Genomic DNA, 16,264 nt, shown 5'->3' on the forward strand with positions numbered 1-16,264 from the left:
TCCCGTTCGAGGACGCCGTCGGCGTCTACGGCCGGTCCCTGGCCACGGTGCTCATGCTGCCCGAGCGGTACGCCGCGGTCGGGCAGATGACCCAGCGCATCTTCGAGGCCGTGCTCGCCGGATGCCTGCCGCTGGCCCCGGCCGGATATCCGCTTCGCCGACCGGTTCGTCCTGAAGGAGCTGGTCGTGCGCTCAGGCGGCGACGTGCTCGAACCCCTCTCCTACCTGCGCGAGATCGCCGGCACCGAGCAGCACGCCGCCCTGATCGCCTCATGTGTGGGCCCGCTGCGCCTGTTCGGCCTGTGCAAGCAGGTCAACACCCTGGAGTCCGTCCTGCACGGCCTCCTCCAGGCCACCGCGACCGAGCGGGGAGCTGCCTGATGCAGACCGCTCGATCGACCACGGCGCGCGGATCCTCCGGGCGCGTCCCGGAGGATGGGTCCGCCGGACACCCGAACCTCTCTACGCCGGAGCACCATGAAGAAGGTCGCCATCGTCGGCTGCGGAGGCAGCGGCAAATCCCACGTGGCCCGCGAACTGGGCAGGATCCTCGACGCCCCGGTGACGCACCTGGACGCCGCGTTCTACGACGACGAGTGGAACGCGTTGGCCATGGACAAGTTCACCGACGTCCAGCGCGAGCTGGTCGCGCAGCCGCGGTGGGTGATCGACGGCAACTACAACTCGACGCTGCAGGTACGGCTCGAAGCCCGCGACACCGTGGTCCTGATGGACGTGTCGACCGCGGCGGCGCTGTACGGGATCTTCTCCCGGCAGATCCGGCACGGCGCGGGGTACAAGGGCAACGGGGTGCACAACCGCATCCACTGGGGCGTGATCAAGTATGTCGCCACGTACCGGCGCAAGATGCGGGCCCGCGTGATGGCGAAGATCGAGGAGTTCGGCTCCGGCGCCGATGTGGTGCTGCCGGCCAACCGGCGTCAGACGCGCCGCTGGCTGCGGAAGGTCGCCGCCGAGCAGTCCTGACCGGCCCGCGCCCCCGGCAAGGGGGTGTGGCATGAACGAGCCCAACCCGTTCCTGGACCCCGTCCGGCAGCCGGAGCTGTACGGACACGCCTCGCGGCTGGCCGGGCGGACCAGCGCCCTGATGCGCGCCAAGACCGCCGGACACCCGGTGCCCGAGACCATCGTCAGCCTGGTGCAGACCCATCACGCCCGGCCGGACCGGCTCGGCGCGGCGCGGTGCTCGACATCGGATGCGGCCGCGGCACGAGCAGCCTCACTCTCGCCGAGCAGCTCCGGCTGGTCCCCACGATCGCCGGTCTGGCGAGCCGGTGATGGTCGTCCATGTCGCGCCCCGCGCGGGGAAGTTCACTCACGTTCCTGTCGGCAGATGACACTCGAAGGCCAGCCGGTGCGGCCAGGAACCACTCCCGGGGCGCCATCCATTACGAGCGGCGCGACCAGATTGGTCGGGGCTACCGATGGGCCGCCGTCAGGCGGCCGCCGAAGATGATGTCGAAGGCGTTCAGCGCGGTCTTCCGGCGCATCGTCCAGCGGTGACGTCCCTCGCCGCTCGGGTCCGGGCTCATCAGCGCCATGAGACGCTCTTCATTGCCGCCCTCTCGGAAGGGGAAGTGGCCCTCTCAGGGCCTGGCGACTGCGGGCGTCGACACTCTCGATCGCCATCCCGAGCCACCCGAAGAGTGGGCCTCGCCCCGTGCTGCTGAACACACGAGACGCTGAATCCTGAGGATTTGTGGCCGAGCTGCCCAGGAGCAGACCGTAGTTGTGCGTGCGGCTTGTCCAAAATCGCATGGGGTAATGCCTCCTGTGCTGGGGCTGGAAGGGAAACGGGCCGTCCGGCTCAGCTGGCACGGACGCGGGTCGGTCTGAAGGTCACGACGAGGCGGTCCTCGGCGGCCTGAGCACTGAACGTCAGGTTGCGGTACTTCTGACGGGCGGTGGCCAGGGAGGTGCGCAGTACGCCGTCGTCGCCGTAGTGGACCCAGATGGCCGTGGACTGGACGGTGCCGTCGGCATTGGTCGTGCTCAGCACGACCGTCTTGCCGTTGAGCAGGTCGAGGTGCGAGTCGGGAATGGTGAGTGTGTCGTTCACAGATGCGAGCCCGTTCGTGCGTGGTGCCGGGCCCTGCGGTCGGACGCCGGGCCCGGCAGGGTGGCGGTGGTCAGGCGTCGCCGTTGAGCAGGTCGGCGGTCAGGACGTTGCCGGCGACTCCCCAGCCTCCGTCGGCGACTTCGTCGACGAGGACGACGGTGGTGGCACGGGCGCGCTCGCCGTAGATCTCCGCGCACAGATCGGTCGTGCGCTCGACGAGCTTCTTCTTGTCAGCGGCGGTGATGGTGCCTGCGGGAACCTTGAAGTTGGCGAAGGGCATGGCTGTTTCCTGTGAAGTGAATTGCTGGTGTGGTGGGTGGCCGGTTCAGAGGCTTGCGTGCGGCGTGAGAAGTTCGGCGATGCCGACGCGCCGGAAGAATTCGGCCCGGATGCGGTCGTACACGGCGGAGACCACCTCGCTGCCGTCACGACTGGGGTCGACGTGGGTACGCAGCGGTCGCTCCCCGTGCCGGAGCGCGACGACCCGGGCGATCTCGTCGGCCACCTCGTCGGCTCCGTGTCCGGGCGGGAAGATGTCACCCAGGGCTTGGGTCATCGTGTCCCTGAGCCGGCCGTAGGGCTCGTCATAGGCGGCGATTCGCTCGGTGTCGGCCGGTGTGCCGGCGTGCGTGAAGTGATTGGTGCCGCTCGGAAAGGCTCCTGGGATGACGAGAGTGGTCTCGATGCCGAACTTGATCAGCTCGGCGGCGTAGCTCTCGGCGAGGGCGTCCATCGCCGCCTTGGCGGCGAAGTAGGGCGCCAGGAAAGGGGGATGCCCGCCGCGGGTCGAGGAGGAACCGACCCACACGAGCAGCCCTCGGCCCTGACTGCGCATGATCGGCACCACGGTGCGGTTCACGCGCTGCGTGGAGAGCACGTTGACGTCGTAGACGTCGGCGAGCTGTGCGGCGGTGAACGCCTCGGCGGGTCCGAGAACCATGTGGCCGGCGTTGTGCACCACCATGTCGACCCGTCCCTGTTCCGCCATCACGAGGTCGATGGCGCCATCGATCGAGTCCTGATCCTGGACGTCCATCTCCACAGCCGCCGCCCGCACTCCGCGTTCACGTGCGAACTCGTCGAGCGCTGCCACGGCGGACGCGTTGCGGCCGGAGACGGCGCGCATGCCGGCGTAGACGCTGTGCCCGGCCTCGACCAGGGCCCGTGCGGTGAGATCCCCGAAGCCGCTGGACGCGCCGGTGACGACCACGACGTGCCGTGGCGGCGTCACAGCGTGCCGCTTCCGACGCACGGGGTCCGCCCGTTCATCCAGTGCCCCTTCGGGCCGGGGGCGGCGGTGGCGCGGATGCCGGCCGGGACGGCCGTGTGCTTCCGGGCGAGGCTCCGGCGGACCGTGCGGCCGATGGCGCGCGGTACGCCGGTGACTGCGGCATCCCGTGAGGCGGGTGCCGGTTCCGTGGGCGGCGTTTTGTTCATGCTCTCACGATGCGGGACACCGGCAGGCGGATCCAGGGGAGGACATCCCCTGGATCCGCCTGCCGGACGGGTTGAGACTGGATGAGACTGGAGAGGTGCGCTCTTTCGACCAGCAGACGGGAGGGGGGTTCGACCCTTGATCCTGGACACACGAGGCAGTGGGTCCTGAGGATCCGAGAACGGACGTCTCCTGGTCATTCCGAGAACGGACGTCTCCTGGTCATGAAGAACTGTCCGCCGCAGTTCAAGGCGGCCGCGGCCGCGTTGAACCAGTCGCGGCCCGAGGCGACGATCCGGCGGGTCGCTACCGATTCGGGGATCAGCCGGAGACCCTGCGGAACCGGGTCCGGGCAGCCGGCGCGGGCCGGGCGGAGGTGGCGCCGGGTGGAGGTGTCGGCCCGGAGCCGCCGACAGCTGCGGACGCATCCCGGCGTCCGCGTGGTGTGCAGGGATGGCTCGCTGGTCTACCGGCAGGGCATCATCAAGGGCGCTCGCTCCGGACGCGGTACAGGCCGGTGATCGTTTTCATTTGCGGCAGGAGCTTTCCAAGCGAGTGACGGACGTGGCCGCTGCCCACCGGCGGCGCCTGCCCGCCGCGGTTCCCGCTCCTGAGCCGGCCCCGGCGAGCACGGCGGCATCGCCGGAGCCGACCGATACTCCGGCCCGGCGGCACGCGAAGCGGCTATTCGAGGCAGTGCACGCGATGACCGGCTCCGGCCGCTCGTTCAGCGCAGTTGCCCCCGAGCCGGGCCTGAACCGGCGCGTGGTGGCCCGATACGCCCGCGCCACCAGCTGGCAGGAGCGCGCCCGCCGGATACTGCCTGTGAAGTACCAGCCTCAATCCCCAAAGGGTGTCGCACAAGGCCGCGAACTGGTTATCTCTCTTTCATGGCTGAGGTGTTGGGGGCCGAGCAGGTGCGGGTGGAGACGTCCACGGGGCTGCGGGTGACGCAGTTTTCGCGGTTGCCGGTCCGCGTAAGCTGGTGCCAGTGGGGCCCGGTGCGGACCTCGATCGGCGCCCGCAGGCTGCCTCGATGCTCAAGCCTCCCGCGTCCCCCGGGCCCGGCTGCCTTCTCCCCGGTCGCCCGCAGGTCGACCTCTGAGCGCCAGCCACATCATCAATAGGCTGCGGAACCACGATCTCCCTACCCGTGCGGCGCGCGACACGGCGTGGATCACCGCCATCACCGAGCTGCTGCCGATCGTGGTCAGCGACCTCTTCGGGCTCTCGTCCGCCACGACCGTCCGTTGCGCCGCGCCCGCGCCCGCGGCACCGGAGCCCGTGACGAACGGTCAGGCCGGTCACCGTCGACGAGGCCGGCCGAGCCGCAACGGGCGGTCGTGAACGGAGAGGTCACGTGCCGTCGACGATGTCGAGAATGGCGCGTACCGGGTCTGCGGCCCGGTACTCTGCGCTGAGGTCCCGCGCCCGGCGTCGGAACTCCGGCTCGTCAAGCACCCGCCGGACGGCCTGTGCGACCGCGGCGGTTTCCGGTCGGTCGGTGCGCAGGTCGACACCGACTCCGAGGTCCGCGACCCGGGCGGCCACCGCGGGCTTGTCCTCGCTGCCGCCTGCCACGACGAGCGGCACGCCGTGCTGCAGGGCGAGCTGCACGCCGCCGTATCCGCTGTTGGTGACCACGACGTCGGCCAGTGGGAACAGCGCGTCGAACGGGATGAACGACTCGACGTGTGCGTTCGACGGCACGCGCAACTCGCCGGGGACGATCTCGCGTCCGCCCAGCCCGGCCACGACGAGCACGTCTTCGTCGGCGAGTGCGTCGAGCGTCGGTTGGACGAGATCGGTCAGGTCGTGATTGGCCACCGTGCCCTGGGTGAGCGCGACGACTCGGCGCTGCGAGAGCTCGGGCCACCACGAGGGCGGCTCCCATGCGGTGGGCGGCTCGGGCGGCAGGGCCCCGACCAGCCGTAGCGTGGGCGGCGCATCGATCCGGGGGTACTCGAAGGACGGGACGGTGAGCTGAGCGAACACGTCGGGCAGCAGGACCTGCGCGTCACTGATCATGGGCAGTGTGGCCGTCGCGCCCAGCCCCGCCATGACCTGCTGGGCGTCCGCGGTGGCGCCGGCGAGCTGTGCGGCGAGTTCGGCGTTGAACGCCGCAGCCGCTCGCCGCACGTCGAGCCCGGCGCGCGAGGGAGGAGGCCCCATCATGGTCAGCTCGGCCCCGCTGAGGGGCAGAGGGAAGATCCCGAGGCCGACGGTGCGCCGTGGTCGGATCCCGGGTGCGCCCAGCAGCTGCGGCCACGTTCCGTAGAAGGCGGCCTCGTGGATGACGGCGGTGTCCGGCTGCTGTGCCAGCACCTCCTGCAGCACGGCGTTCTGCGCTGGTGCCATGTTGGTGAACCAGCCGAACATGGCCTCCAAGGAGGCCGGGCCTGGCGGCAGCTCGTGCAGCCACGGCTGCAGCTCACCGAGGCGGCGGTCGTCGAAGTCGGCCGGTCCGGCCAGCGGGATGAACGCCGCTCCCGCTGCGTCGGTCTGCCGCGCGAACCGGCTGCCGCTGAGGACCGTGACCTGTCGTCCGGCCGCGACGAGGTGGCGGGCAAGGTTCAGGATCGACCGGACGTGACCGGTGAGTGGGGTCGCGGCGAGCACGATGGGGGCGGCTGTCATGAAGGGCTTCCTCGGGGTCGACGGAGGTCGGCCCGGGGGGGGCGACCCGATGAACCCGATCCTGGTCCCCTTGCTTGGGGAAACCACCGGACATCGACCGGACAGCGCCGGTACGGGCGGACGGCCGGGCTCAGTCCTGCCCGGGAACGTTGTCTGCTCGCCGGGCAAGGTCCCGGAACCGTTCGCCGAGTTGGTCGGAGTCCAAGACTGCATTCGAGCCTGCCACTTGCTCCCACCATTGCGCTGATGCCACGTCACTGAGGTCGTCCGCCAGGGCTGCGGCTACGCCCGCCAAGTGTGTCCGCGACCGCTCGTCCTGCTGGGTGGGCGAGTTCGGCGGCGGCGACGAGCATCACGGCGGCGTACCCCCACGGTGCCGCCCGCGCCCTGGTAGCCCTCGTCTGCCCAGCAGACCAGGCCCCTCTCGCTGAGGGCGTCGATGATGCCGTGGATTCGGGCGGCCTTGATGTCGTGCACGGCGCCGGACAGAGCGGGCGAGGCCCACAGCAGCCTGCCCTGTGGATCGGCGATGACCTGCACGTTCATACCGTGCCTCTCGTGTTTGCCGAAGTAGGAGGCCCGGTCGGCGGCGATCCGGTCCTTCGGCAGCAGCGGCACGTCGAGGATCCCGAATGCCTTTGCTGAGACGGCCGCCACCGCTGTGGCGAGGTCGGGCGCTCGCACCGCGAGCAGTCCGACGGCTTCCGCGATGTACCGGTACACCGTGCTCACACCCACCTCGAACCCAGCCGCGGGCTGAGCGTATGTGTGCCCAAGTTGCAGGCGTGCCAGCACCAGCAGCGCCTGGCGGCCGGCGGACAGACGGCGCCACCGAGTCTCGCGTGCCGTCCGTTGGGTGGCCAACCGCTCGGTCAGCAACCGCGGGTGCTGGGTGGACAGGTCGAGGGCAGAGGGACAGACAAGCACGTGCGGTTCCTGGTGGTACAGGCTGTCGACTCCTCGTACGTCCGCGCGGCCCGGCGGGGCCCAAAAGCGGGCCCAGCCCGGTCGACCGCACACGGCCGGGCAGCGAGCACCACCTCATCATCGACGGAAAGGGCATCCCGCTCGCGGTGTCACTGACCGGCGGCAACCGCAACGACGTCACCCAACCCGGGCCACTGCTCGACAAGATTCCCGCCGTCGCGGGCTGGGTCGGCAGACCCCGACGACGCCCCGGCGCACTCCTGGCCGACCGCGGCTACGACCACGCCAAGTACCGTCGCCTGCTCTGGCAGCGAGGCATCCGCCCCGTGATCGCGAAGAGGGGTGAGCCGCACGGCACCGGCCTGGGCATCTTCCGCTACGTCGTCGAGCGCACGATCGCCGGCGACGAAGGCCGGCGCGGGCCTCCGCGGCGAGGCCCTGCTCACCGGCCGGACGACAGGCAAGCGCAGCGCGGCCAGCAAGACGGGCTTGCGCGAGCACGGCCTCGCCCTGGTCGACACCGTCATCGCCTTCCACCAGGCGGAGATGGCCGATCAGGCCGACTGGCGGGTGGAAGTCGCCCACCCCACCCCGGCCGGGAACCTCGTGCCCGACGCCGTGGCGCTCCTGGCCGACGGCTCCAGCGCGTTCGTGGGCATCGACCGCACCATGTCCTACGCCCGCCTGCTCGCCAAGCTGGAGCGCTACGAGTCCTACCGCAGCGCCCCTGCGTCCGGGCGCGGAATCGTCGCCCGCGTCCCACGCAGCCATTGGCAGGAGACCTACGCCGGGCCGTCCCTGGAGCGGGCCTTCCCGCCGCCGCTGTTCCTCTTCGCCCCGGGCCCCTCGCCGTGCGGCCCCGGAAACGAGGGAGGCCGCCTTCCACGACCGTGCTCGGCCGAACTGGCGGATCACCGTGGCGACGACGATCCTGCACCAGCTCACTCATGACGGAGCCGACCGGCCGGTGTGGCGGGTCGTCGGCCACGGTGAGGGCCGGCGGGCGCTGACGGCGCTGCCCAAGCCGCGGTGAGCACGGCGGGCCCGGCCTCCACCCAGGCCGGGCCCGCCGGCTCTGTCCAGCTGTCGGTGGCGGCTGGGAGGCTGGTCGGATGAACGATGGTGACGAGCAGCTGCTGCGCGGCCGGGCGTACGGCCACGACCACGACGGCCCCAACCCCGGCCCGCTGCCGCACCAGACGTACGCCGTGCTGGTCGGCGGGCCGCTGGGCGGGCTACTGCTCGACATCACGGGCTGGCGGCCGGAAGGGATAGACGACGGTGTCGTCCTGATGACCGAGCTGGGGCGGTGGCCCGGCGAGCGGGCGCTGTACGACCCGTGCCCCGACGCCCCGCGCCCATCGGTCGGCCCGGGTGTGGTGTGCCGCTTCTACTACTCCGGCGACACGCCCTGACCCTGGCTTCGATCACTTCTTGCGACAGCGTTTGTTAACGAGTTTTGACGGCATCGTCCGGTCGGGGGCTTCGCGGATCGTCACGAGTTTTGACGGCACTTGCTGATGAGTCGGGCCGGCGGGTTGCGACAGGGCTGTCACAAGCCTCGAAGATCGCTTGACCTTGCCCCAGGGGGAGAGTCGACAGTGTCTCTGTCGATCTCATGAGCGGGCAGTCTGTGCTCGCTGGTCAAGGACGAAGAGGGGGAGTTCGCGTGACCGCGACCTGCGTCATTCTCGACATCGGCGGCGTGCTGGAGATCACGCCGGAAACCGGATGGGTGCAACGGTGGGAAGAGCGGCTGGAGCTGCCACTGGGCACTGTCCATGAGCGGATGCGCGACGTGTGGCGGGCTGGGAGCGTCGGGAGCATCAGCGAGCGCGAGGTGCACGAGCAGGTGGCGGTCCGTTTGGGGCTCGACGCCCCCCAGGGTGAAGCCTTCATGGCTGATCTCTGGGCGGAGTATCTGGGGACGCCGAACGAGGACCTCATCGACTATGTGCGTGGGCTGCAGGGACGTTGCAGGCTGGGCATCCTGAGCAACAGCTTCGTCGGCGCCCGGGAGCGGGAGACGACGCTGTATCACTTCGACGAACTGGTGGAGCAGATCGTCTACTCCCACGAGATCGGCGTCGAGAAGCCCGACCCGCGGGCCTTCGAGGCCGCATGCGCCAGCTTGAACGTGCGGCCGGAGAACTGCCTGTTCATCGACGATGTCGCAGTCAACGTCGAGGCCGCTCAGGCGGCGGGTATGCAGGCGCACCTGTTCGAGGACAACGCGCGGACCATCACGCGCGTCGCGGCTCATTTGGACGCCGGGCCTTTGGTTCCCGGGCGTGTCCCGCTCGCGTGACGTCGGCCTGGCCGGTCTTCAGCGGTTGCCGGCCAGGCGTTGAAGGGGTTGATCAGCCCGCCGCGGTCTGTTCCGCTCGCGCCCGTGTGCTGGCAAGGCGGTAGGAGTCGGTGCCCGTCTCGATGATGGTGCCGTTGAAGGTGAGGCGGTCGACGATGGCCGCGCAGAGACGAGGATCAGTGAAAGTCTTGGTCCAGCCGCCGAACGACTCGTTGGAGGCGATCGCGACGCTGTTCTTCTCCTCGCGTTCAGTCAGGACCTGGAAGAGGAGTTCGGCGCCGTGGCGGTCGAGTTCCATGTATCCGAGCTCGTCGATGCAGAGAAGGTCGACGCGGCCGTAGCGGGCGATGGTCTTGTTCAGCTGCTTCTCGTCGGCCGCCTCGACCAGCTCGTTCACCAGCTTCGTGGCCAGCGTGTAGCGGACGCGGTAGCCCTTCATCGCGGCCTCGGTGCCCAGGGCGATAAGCATGTGGGACTTGCCTGTGCCGGAGTCGCCGATCACACAGAGCGGCTGGCTCTTCTTGATCCACTCACCGCTGGCGAGGGTGTGGATGGTGGCCGGGTCGATGTTCGGGTTGGCGTCGAAGTCGAAGGATCGCAGGGACTTCTCCCGGGGGGAACCCGGCCGCCTTGATCCGCCGTTCGGAGCGGCGCCGTGCCCGGTCGTCGCACTCGGCCATCAAGAGCTCGGCGAGGAAGCCGCGGTAGGTCATCTGGTCCTTGGCCGCCGCGGATGCGATGTCGGGGAACTCGGCCCGGATCGTCGGCAGCCGCAGGAGACGGCAGGCGGTGTCGATCGCGGCGTCGGCGGCCTGCTCGGTCATGTTCCGTTGGCGGGGCAGGGTCACTGGGCTTCTCCCTCACGGTGGGTGCTGCCACTGGTGCGGTGGCGGCGGAGCAACTGGTCATAGGGGGTCACCGAGGGCAGCGGCCTGGTGTCCGGCGGCAGGTGCGCGAGCCGCCACTCGTGCAAGGACGTGACGGTCGCCGACGACTGGCCTGCCGGATGCGGATCGCGCGGGGCAGGAAGGGCGGTGGACTCGTCCTCGGTCTGGGCGGCCTTGCGGGCCTCTAGAGCAACGGCGTCCGCTGTCAGCGCTCCAGCCCGAAGGGCCGTGGCCAGGCCGGCGGCCAGGTGTTCGTGCGCGATATGCCGACCCAGCAGCAGCACTTCGATCAGTGCTCGGGTGCCGTCCCTCTCACCGTGGACCTTGCGGGCAGCGGCCCACCAAGCATCATGGACCGGGGTGAACCTCCCCGCCGAGCGGGCCTGCTCCAGGGCCGTTGGGCCCGGGAAGGCGCCTGGTTTGGGCACCAGGGCCTCCAGGTAGTGATCCAACTCCAGACGGATTCCGCACTTGGCGATCAGACGCTCATGCCGGGCCACTTCCACGTTCTGGTCGTAAACCACCAGGTGAGAGGCGTGCAGCATGACCCGGACCTTCTTGCCGATCAACCGGACGGGGACCGAGTAGCGGTTGGTGCGGACGGTGATCTGGCTGTAGCGGTCCACCCGCGGTGTGAACAGCCGGCCCGTTTCGAACGGCTCGTCCGGCAGGGGCGCCAGCAGCGGCTGTTCGACGGCGAAGTACTCGTCGATCGTCCGCGGCCTCGCCCCGATGCGACGACGTCCGTCGTGGAGGTCCCACTGATCGACCAGTTCGTTCAGTTCGGCGAGCGAGCCGACTTCCGGGACGGGCGTGAAGTGGTTGCGGCGGAAGTAGCCGATCTGTCCCTCGACCCCGCCCTTCTCGTGGGCGCCCTCGATGCCGGGTCGGCAGTAGAAACTCTCGATGCCGAAGTGGGAGCGGAACGCGATCCACCGGTCCGTCTCCACCCGGGCCCGGCTGAGTCCCAGGACCTGGGCGACCGCGGACTTCAGGTTGTCGTAGCGGACCTTGTTCCGCGGGACACCGCCCAGCGTTTGGAGCGCGTGCACGTGGCCTTCGAAGAACGCTTCCTGCCCGCAGGAGGCGAAGACGCGGTGGACGGCCCTGCCCGAGTAGGACAGGCGGAAGGAGAACAGGTAGCAGGTGACCAGTTCGCCGGCCAGCCACACCTTGACGTCGCCGAAGTCGACCTCGGCCTCCATGCCGGGCTGGTGGGACTGAGGGACGAACGCCTCCACCGGCGCCTTCCCGGACGCCGCCAGGATCTCGGGCTTCCGGTCGGCAACGTAGCGACGGACCATCTGGTAAGAGATGTCCTCGGCACCGTTCTCCTCGACGAGCCGGTGGAAGATCCGCGTGACCGTGTGCCGCTGTTTGCGCGGTGCATCCAGGTCCGCCCGCAGCATCTGGTCGATCACGAACTTGTACGGATCGATCGCGGTAGCTCGCGGTGGGAGCTTCTTCCGGGGTTCAGGCCAGGCGGAGTTCACGGCCTTCTGCACCGTCCGGTACGTCACCCCACCCCGTACTTGCGCTCCAAGGCTCGCATCGAGACACCAGCCCGGTGGTCACGCCGGATCGCCGCATACAGCTCGACCTTCGACATCTGCGGCATGACCAGCACCTTTCACCAGGAGCATCCCGATGCTGCCCTGGCAAGGACCGCAGTGCTGTCAAAACTCGTGAACATCACCCGACCGTGGATCGGGGTGCCTCCCAAACCCGTGAACAACTGCTGTCGCTACCCGGGTTCTGGCTCGCTTTCCGTGATGCATGCACGCTGAGTGACGACTGACGCTCCGATCAGACTCCGGGAAGTTGCCTGAAAATGAGCAGGGCAGATTTCGATGTCGTCGACAGTGCGGCGTCGTGGAAGAGACATCGCCCCGGCTGGAGGGCCTGCTGTTACCGTCCATCGCGGACGTGTCGGTGCTGTCGCTGGACGTGAGCCACGAGGCGGTACGCATCGGCGTCTGCAGGACGGCGGCTGGGGCGGCATGCCCGGACTGTGGGAGCGAGTCGACCCAGGTGCACAGCTCCTATCTGCGGTTTCCTGCGGACGTGCCGAGTGGGGGACGTCTGGTGGTCCTGCAACTGCGAGTTCGGCGGTTCTTCTGTCCGGACTCTTCGTGTGCTCGGCGGACGTTCGCTGAGCAGATACCGGGACTGACCCGGCGGCACAGCAGGTGGACGGAGCGGTTGCGGTCGACTCTCGCCGCGGTGGGTCTCGCCCTCGCCGGCCGGGCCGGCGCCCGGATGGCACGGGCCTTCGGGGTGCCCATCAGCCGCAGCACGGTGTTGCGGCTGCTCGATGCATTGCCCGAACCCGAAATCCCTGCTCCGCGAGTCGTGGGTGTTGATGAGTACGCCACTCGGAAGGGACGGGTCTACGGCACGGTACTCGTCGACGTCGAGACCCGCAGACCGGTGGATCTGCTGCCTGACCGGGAGGCGTCCAGCCTGGCCGCCTGGCTGGCGAAGCGCCCCGGGACCGAGATCGTCTGCCGGGACCGCGCGCCGTTCTTCGCAGAGGGCGCCACAGCCGGGGCGCCCCAAGCGACGCAGGTCGCCGACCGCTGGCACTTGTGGCACAACCTCGGGGAAGCCGCTGAGCGGGCGGTCGCCCGCCACCGCCAGTGCCTTCGCGTGCTGGTCCCCGATCGCGAGGGGAAGGCCGACGAACCGGCGCCGCCCGTCGACAAGACAGACTCTCCATGGCGGAGCGAGCGATTCGCCAACCGCGCCCGAGACAGGCACGCCACGGTCCACGCGCTGCTGGAAGCCGGCCACAGCCGCCGTTCCATCGGGCGCCAGCTGAACATGACCCACCGCACCGTCAAGAGCCTCGCCGACGCCGCGAAGCCGGAAGACCTCTTTCGTGGTCAGTGGCAGCACAACCGGACCTCCGTCCTCGACGAGTACAAGCCCTACCTGGACGAACGCTGGGACGAGGGCTGCACCAACGCCTGGAAGCTCTGGGAAGAGATCCTTCCCTTGGGCTATCGAGGAAGCTACGGCCGGGTCAGCGCCTACCTGCGAGAGAAACGGACCTCGCCACAACCGGTCACGGCGCAACCGCCGGCACCCCGCGTGGTGACAAGATGGATTCTCAGCCGGCCCGAGACGCTGACCGAGACCGAACAGCTCCGGCTCAAAGCCGTCCTGGCCAACTGCCCTGAACTCGATGCCCTGACCGGTCACGTTCGGTCCTTCGCCCAGATGCTCACCGAGCGCCAGGGCGAACGGCTCCCTCAGTGGCTCGACGCCGTCCGCCAGGACGACCTGCCCAGCCTCCACACTCTCGCAGCAGGAATCGACCGAGACCGTGACGCGGTCACCGCCGGACTCACCCTGCCCTGGAACTCCGGCGTCGTCGAAGGACACGTCAACAGGATCAAGATGCTCAAGCGCCAGATGTTCGGACGCGCCTGCTTCGCACTGCTCCGCAAGCGAGTGCTCCTCGCCCCATGACCGATGTCAGAGGCACCTGGAATTCTGCCTCCATCCGAGACAGCCATACCAGGAGCCATGCATGGGAACGTGGGGAACCGGCCCGTTCGACAGCGACCTCGCCGCAGACTTCGTCGATGAACTTGAGGGACTCACCCACCAGCAGGTCATCGACGTGCTTGAGCAGGCATTCCAACGAGTCACCAGCTCAGGAGCACGCGTCGATGGCGGAGACGGCGCCCAAGCCGTTGCTGCTGGTGCCCTCGTCGCCAGCACCATCCCGGATAGCCCCATCGCGATTGATCCAGACGACGGTCCGAGGGAACCGCTGCCCAAACTACCGGCATCGCTCCGCGCATCGGCCAGGCTCGCACTGGACCGGGTACTCCAGGACGGATCAGAAATGGCGACGGGGTGGGTGGACAGTGCCGACGCCGACGAGTGGCGCCAGGAAGTGCAACGGATCCTCCAGGCACTCGAAGCACCCACTGATCACTAATCGTGACCACGTCACGGAAAGCGAGCCAGAACCGCTACCCGTGAACAAAGTCACTGACCCCGACCGCCGACACCCGCGTCCGGCCTGCCCTGTTGCTCCCAGTTGCTTACTTGGCACTGAACGGCCAGCCCACCCATCCGCGGACGCCCGTGCTGCCTCGCGGTGAGACGGCCGACGACGCAGCGTGATGAGTATGTGCCGGTACGCCCGGCGCTTGCCCCGCCGGGCACGACGGCGTTCACAAGGAAGGTGGGGGAGGGCATGCGGTGGCCGAGGCTTCCTGGGGGTGGCTGAGGTGGGGCCCGGTTGCGGCCGACAGTTTCTGGCGGGTCTGGTTACGACGGTGAGAAGTGCCCGGCCGGGGCGGGGGCGTACGGCCCCCGCCTCAGCAGTGGACGATGCCTACTGCGGTTGAGCTTGTGGAGTCGGCTGCTGTTCCTGCTCCTGACCAGCGTCCGGATCGTCCTTGTCCCGGCGTGGCCTCGACGGGGTCGAGGCGTGGATCGTCGAGCCGAGTGGCAGACACAGGACGACGATGCCTGCGGACATGGCCAGGGCGAAACTCCACAGCCCCATCGTCAGGGCGATGGCCAGGTGGAAGGTGATGCCCGCGCCCATGGCCCACCAGCGCAACCGCTGAGGCAGAAGGAGACAGAGGACGAGAGATCCTTCGATGGCCAGAGGTATCCACGTCATCAGCGCTACGCCGAGCGGGGTGGAGATGACAGGGGCGACCAAGGTGTCGAGCCACGGTGCGGGCCCGAACTCGAGGTTGTTCCCCCAATACCACATCGCTGTGCCGTTCTGCCATTCCTGGTGCGGGAGCTTGGCGACGGCCGCCTGTAGGTAGACGACGACCATTTGCAAGCGGAGTACGACGAGCGCGCTGACGCCGACCAGGGCGAGAGCACGACTGGCCGTCGTGTCGATCGTCCGTTCGTTGTCCGGCTGCCAGTGCCATCGGCGACGGTCCCCGAGAGCCGGCAGCATCAGGAGTATCGAAAGGATCAGTGCGATCTGGTCCCCGCCGTCGACGATGGCGATGCCCGCGAAGACGCTGTAGTTGATGTAGGCGTGTGGGAGCGCGGTGAACCGCGGGCGCCATCCGGACGCGACGACCAGGAGCGCTGCGACGCAGCCCCACTTGAGCCAGGTGAGGTGTGAGTAGTTGTCCGGAGCCAGGCAGAACAGGCTGGCAGAAGTGGTCGAGTCGCACAGGGGGTAGTCCCCGACCGTGGCCACGGGGCGGAACAGGGCTTCGGCACTCGAGGCGGCGAGGGTGCCTGCGGTGCCCAGGGCAACCAGCGTGCGGGCGAGTCCGTAGACGTTGGTCCACGGCAGCACAATCACTTTCTCACTCATGGGCACTTCACGTTCCAGACGGCTACGCGCTTCGGGGTGTGCTGGTCCGGGGAGAAGTGACGCCATGCCCAGGGGACCGGATGCATCTCCGCTACGGCGGCCCGCCCGCACAGGGTGGGCGAAGGCGAGGAGTTGGTCAGAGGGATCGTCCGGTCAGCCGCACGCCCCAGGCATTCGTCCAACGGCGCCGACGTGTCGCACTTGGTCCACTCGATGCCATCCTCGTGCAGGAGCAGCGCGATCTCGATTCCCTGGGACCGGGAGGCACGGTCGAACCCGAAGACGTTGCTCGCCCGGGAGTGCGGCGTCAATGAGGCACTCTCCCACTGTCCGCCCTGGAAGCGGTACGGCGCGTACTGGGGGTCGGTGGCCGACTTGGTGAAGAAGGCCCACCCCTGTGGTGCGACGACCGTGGCCACGCTCCGGGCGCCGTCCTGGCCGGGTAGGGAGATCACGTTGTGAGGAAGGAAGCTCTGCGCCACGTACAGGGCCACGACGGTCCAGCCCACGGTGAGCGCGGTGACCCAGGGGCGCGGGACCGGGACACGCTGGGCGGGCCGGGCAGGACTGATCCGAAGACTGCGGGATATTCGCATGATCTCGAATTTCCAAGGGGATTGGCGATCGGCGGACACAGCTGTGAAGAGTCTTCCCAGGAGTGACGGGCCTCTCCAGG

The 16,264-nt window shown here is 68.9% G+C and carries 15 protein-coding genes and 4 pseudogenes; 8 read left to right on the plus strand and 11 right to left on the minus strand.

Features of this window, described 5'->3' with window-relative positions:
• Window positions 1-186: 186 nt before the first annotated feature.
• Window positions 187-381, plus strand: a complete 195-nt coding sequence (locus tag ACIQ6R_RS35380) for a hypothetical protein (protein WP_404225997.1) — start codon at window positions 187-189, stop codon at window positions 379-381.
• 96 nt (window positions 382-477) lie between these two features.
• Complete coding sequence (locus ACIQ6R_RS35385) at window positions 478-987, plus strand: topology modulation protein (protein ID WP_404225999.1); 510 nt, start codon at window positions 478-480, stop codon at window positions 985-987.
• 452 nt (window positions 988-1,439) lie between these two features.
• Here ACIQ6R_RS35385 and ACIQ6R_RS35390 read toward each other — a convergent pair whose 3' ends face one another.
• From ACIQ6R_RS35390 to ACIQ6R_RS35420, 7 genes and pseudogenes are all read right to left on the minus strand, one after another.
• On the minus strand, window positions 1,440-1,562 hold the full coding sequence (locus ACIQ6R_RS35390; RefSeq protein ID WP_404226001.1) for a hypothetical protein: 123 nt from the start codon (window positions 1,560-1,562) through the stop codon (window positions 1,440-1,442).
• Between the two features lie 266 nt (window positions 1,563-1,828).
• Complete coding sequence (locus ACIQ6R_RS35395) at window positions 1,829-2,080, minus strand: pyridoxamine 5'-phosphate oxidase family protein (protein ID WP_404226003.1); 252 nt, start codon at window positions 2,078-2,080, stop codon at window positions 1,829-1,831.
• Between the two features lie 70 nt (window positions 2,081-2,150).
• Window positions 2,151-2,360 carry a 4-oxalocrotonate tautomerase family protein gene (locus ACIQ6R_RS35400; RefSeq protein ID WP_404226005.1) on the minus strand — a complete coding sequence of 70 codons (210 nt, stop codon included), beginning with the start codon at window positions 2,358-2,360 and terminating at the stop codon, window positions 2,151-2,153.
• Window positions 2,361-2,405: 45 nt separating this feature from the next.
• A complete protein-coding gene (locus tag ACIQ6R_RS35405; RefSeq protein WP_404226007.1) occupies window positions 2,406-3,311 on the minus strand; it encodes an SDR family NAD(P)-dependent oxidoreductase in 906 nt (301 codons plus the stop codon).
• Window positions 3,308-3,517: a hypothetical protein gene (locus ACIQ6R_RS35410; protein ID WP_404226009.1), complete on the minus strand. Its 210-nt coding sequence runs from the start codon at window positions 3,515-3,517 to the stop codon at window positions 3,308-3,310. The genes ACIQ6R_RS35405 and ACIQ6R_RS35410 overlap by 4 nt, the downstream gene beginning before the upstream one ends.
• 1,354 nt (window positions 3,518-4,871) lie before the next feature.
• Window positions 4,872-6,152, minus strand: coding sequence for a nucleotide disphospho-sugar-binding domain-containing protein (locus ACIQ6R_RS35415; protein WP_404226011.1), 1,281 nt, complete (start codon window positions 6,150-6,152; stop codon window positions 4,872-4,874).
• Between the two features lie 354 nt (window positions 6,153-6,506).
• A pseudogene (locus tag ACIQ6R_RS35420) lies at window positions 6,507-7,079 on the minus strand (transposase family protein); the annotation flags it as partial.
• Window positions 7,080-7,100: 21 nt separating this feature from the next.
• Here ACIQ6R_RS35420 and ACIQ6R_RS35425 point away from each other — a divergent pair.
• From ACIQ6R_RS35425 to ACIQ6R_RS35440, 4 genes and pseudogenes are all read left to right on the plus strand, one after another.
• Window positions 7,101-7,480: pseudogene (locus ACIQ6R_RS35425) on the plus strand (transposase); the annotation flags it as partial.
• Window positions 7,481-7,568: 88 nt separating this feature from the next.
• The gene (locus tag ACIQ6R_RS35430) at window positions 7,569-8,030 is read left to right on the plus strand and encodes a replication-relaxation family protein (RefSeq protein ID WP_404226013.1); all 462 of its coding nucleotides are present in this window, start codon (window positions 7,569-7,571) and stop codon (window positions 8,028-8,030) included.
• Between the two features lie 161 nt (window positions 8,031-8,191).
• Window positions 8,192-8,494 (plus strand): hypothetical protein, encoded by a 303-nt coding sequence (locus ACIQ6R_RS35435; RefSeq protein WP_404226015.1) that lies wholly within the window; start codon window positions 8,192-8,194, stop codon window positions 8,492-8,494.
• A gap of 254 nt (window positions 8,495-8,748) precedes the next feature.
• Entirely contained in the window at window positions 8,749-9,387 is a 639-nt protein-coding gene (locus tag ACIQ6R_RS35440; protein WP_404226017.1) for an HAD family hydrolase, read from the plus strand.
• 52 nt (window positions 9,388-9,439) lie between these two features.
• Here the strand turns inward: ACIQ6R_RS35440 and istB are convergent.
• Both istB and istA read right to left on the minus strand, forming a co-directional pair.
• Window positions 9,440-10,235, minus strand: a pseudogene (gene istB, locus ACIQ6R_RS35445) (IS21-like element helper ATPase IstB).
• A pseudogene (istA, locus tag ACIQ6R_RS35450) lies at window positions 10,232-11,883 on the minus strand (IS21 family transposase). Before istA ends, istB begins: the two co-directional pseudogenes overlap by 4 nt.
• A gap of 338 nt (window positions 11,884-12,221) precedes the next feature.
• On the opposite strand from istA, the gene ACIQ6R_RS35455 reads away from it, so the two are divergent.
• Both ACIQ6R_RS35455 and ACIQ6R_RS35460 read left to right on the plus strand, forming a co-directional pair.
• Window positions 12,222-13,748, plus strand: coding sequence for an ISL3 family transposase (locus ACIQ6R_RS35455; protein ID WP_404226083.1), 1,527 nt, complete (start codon window positions 12,222-12,224; stop codon window positions 13,746-13,748).
• A 61-nt stretch (window positions 13,749-13,809) separates the two neighbouring features.
• Complete coding sequence (locus tag ACIQ6R_RS35460) at window positions 13,810-14,226, plus strand: DUF4259 domain-containing protein (protein WP_404226019.1); 417 nt, start codon at window positions 13,810-13,812, stop codon at window positions 14,224-14,226.
• Window positions 14,227-14,628: 402 nt separating this feature from the next.
• Here the strand turns inward: ACIQ6R_RS35460 and ACIQ6R_RS35465 are convergent, their stop codons facing one another.
• Entirely contained in the window at window positions 14,629-15,588 is a 960-nt protein-coding gene (locus tag ACIQ6R_RS35465; protein WP_404186920.1) for a sporulation-delaying protein SdpB family protein, read from the minus strand.
• Window positions 15,585-16,184 (minus strand): SdpA family antimicrobial peptide system protein, encoded by a 600-nt coding sequence (locus ACIQ6R_RS35470; RefSeq protein ID WP_404186921.1) that lies wholly within the window; start codon window positions 16,182-16,184, stop codon window positions 15,585-15,587. The genes ACIQ6R_RS35465 and ACIQ6R_RS35470 overlap by 4 nt, the downstream gene beginning before the upstream one ends.
• Window positions 16,185-16,264 lie beyond the last annotated feature (80 nt).

It is taken from the genome of Streptomyces sp. NPDC096048, from assembly GCF_044763415.1.
GTDB lineage: Bacteria > Actinomycetota > Actinomycetes > Streptomycetales > Streptomycetaceae > Streptomyces.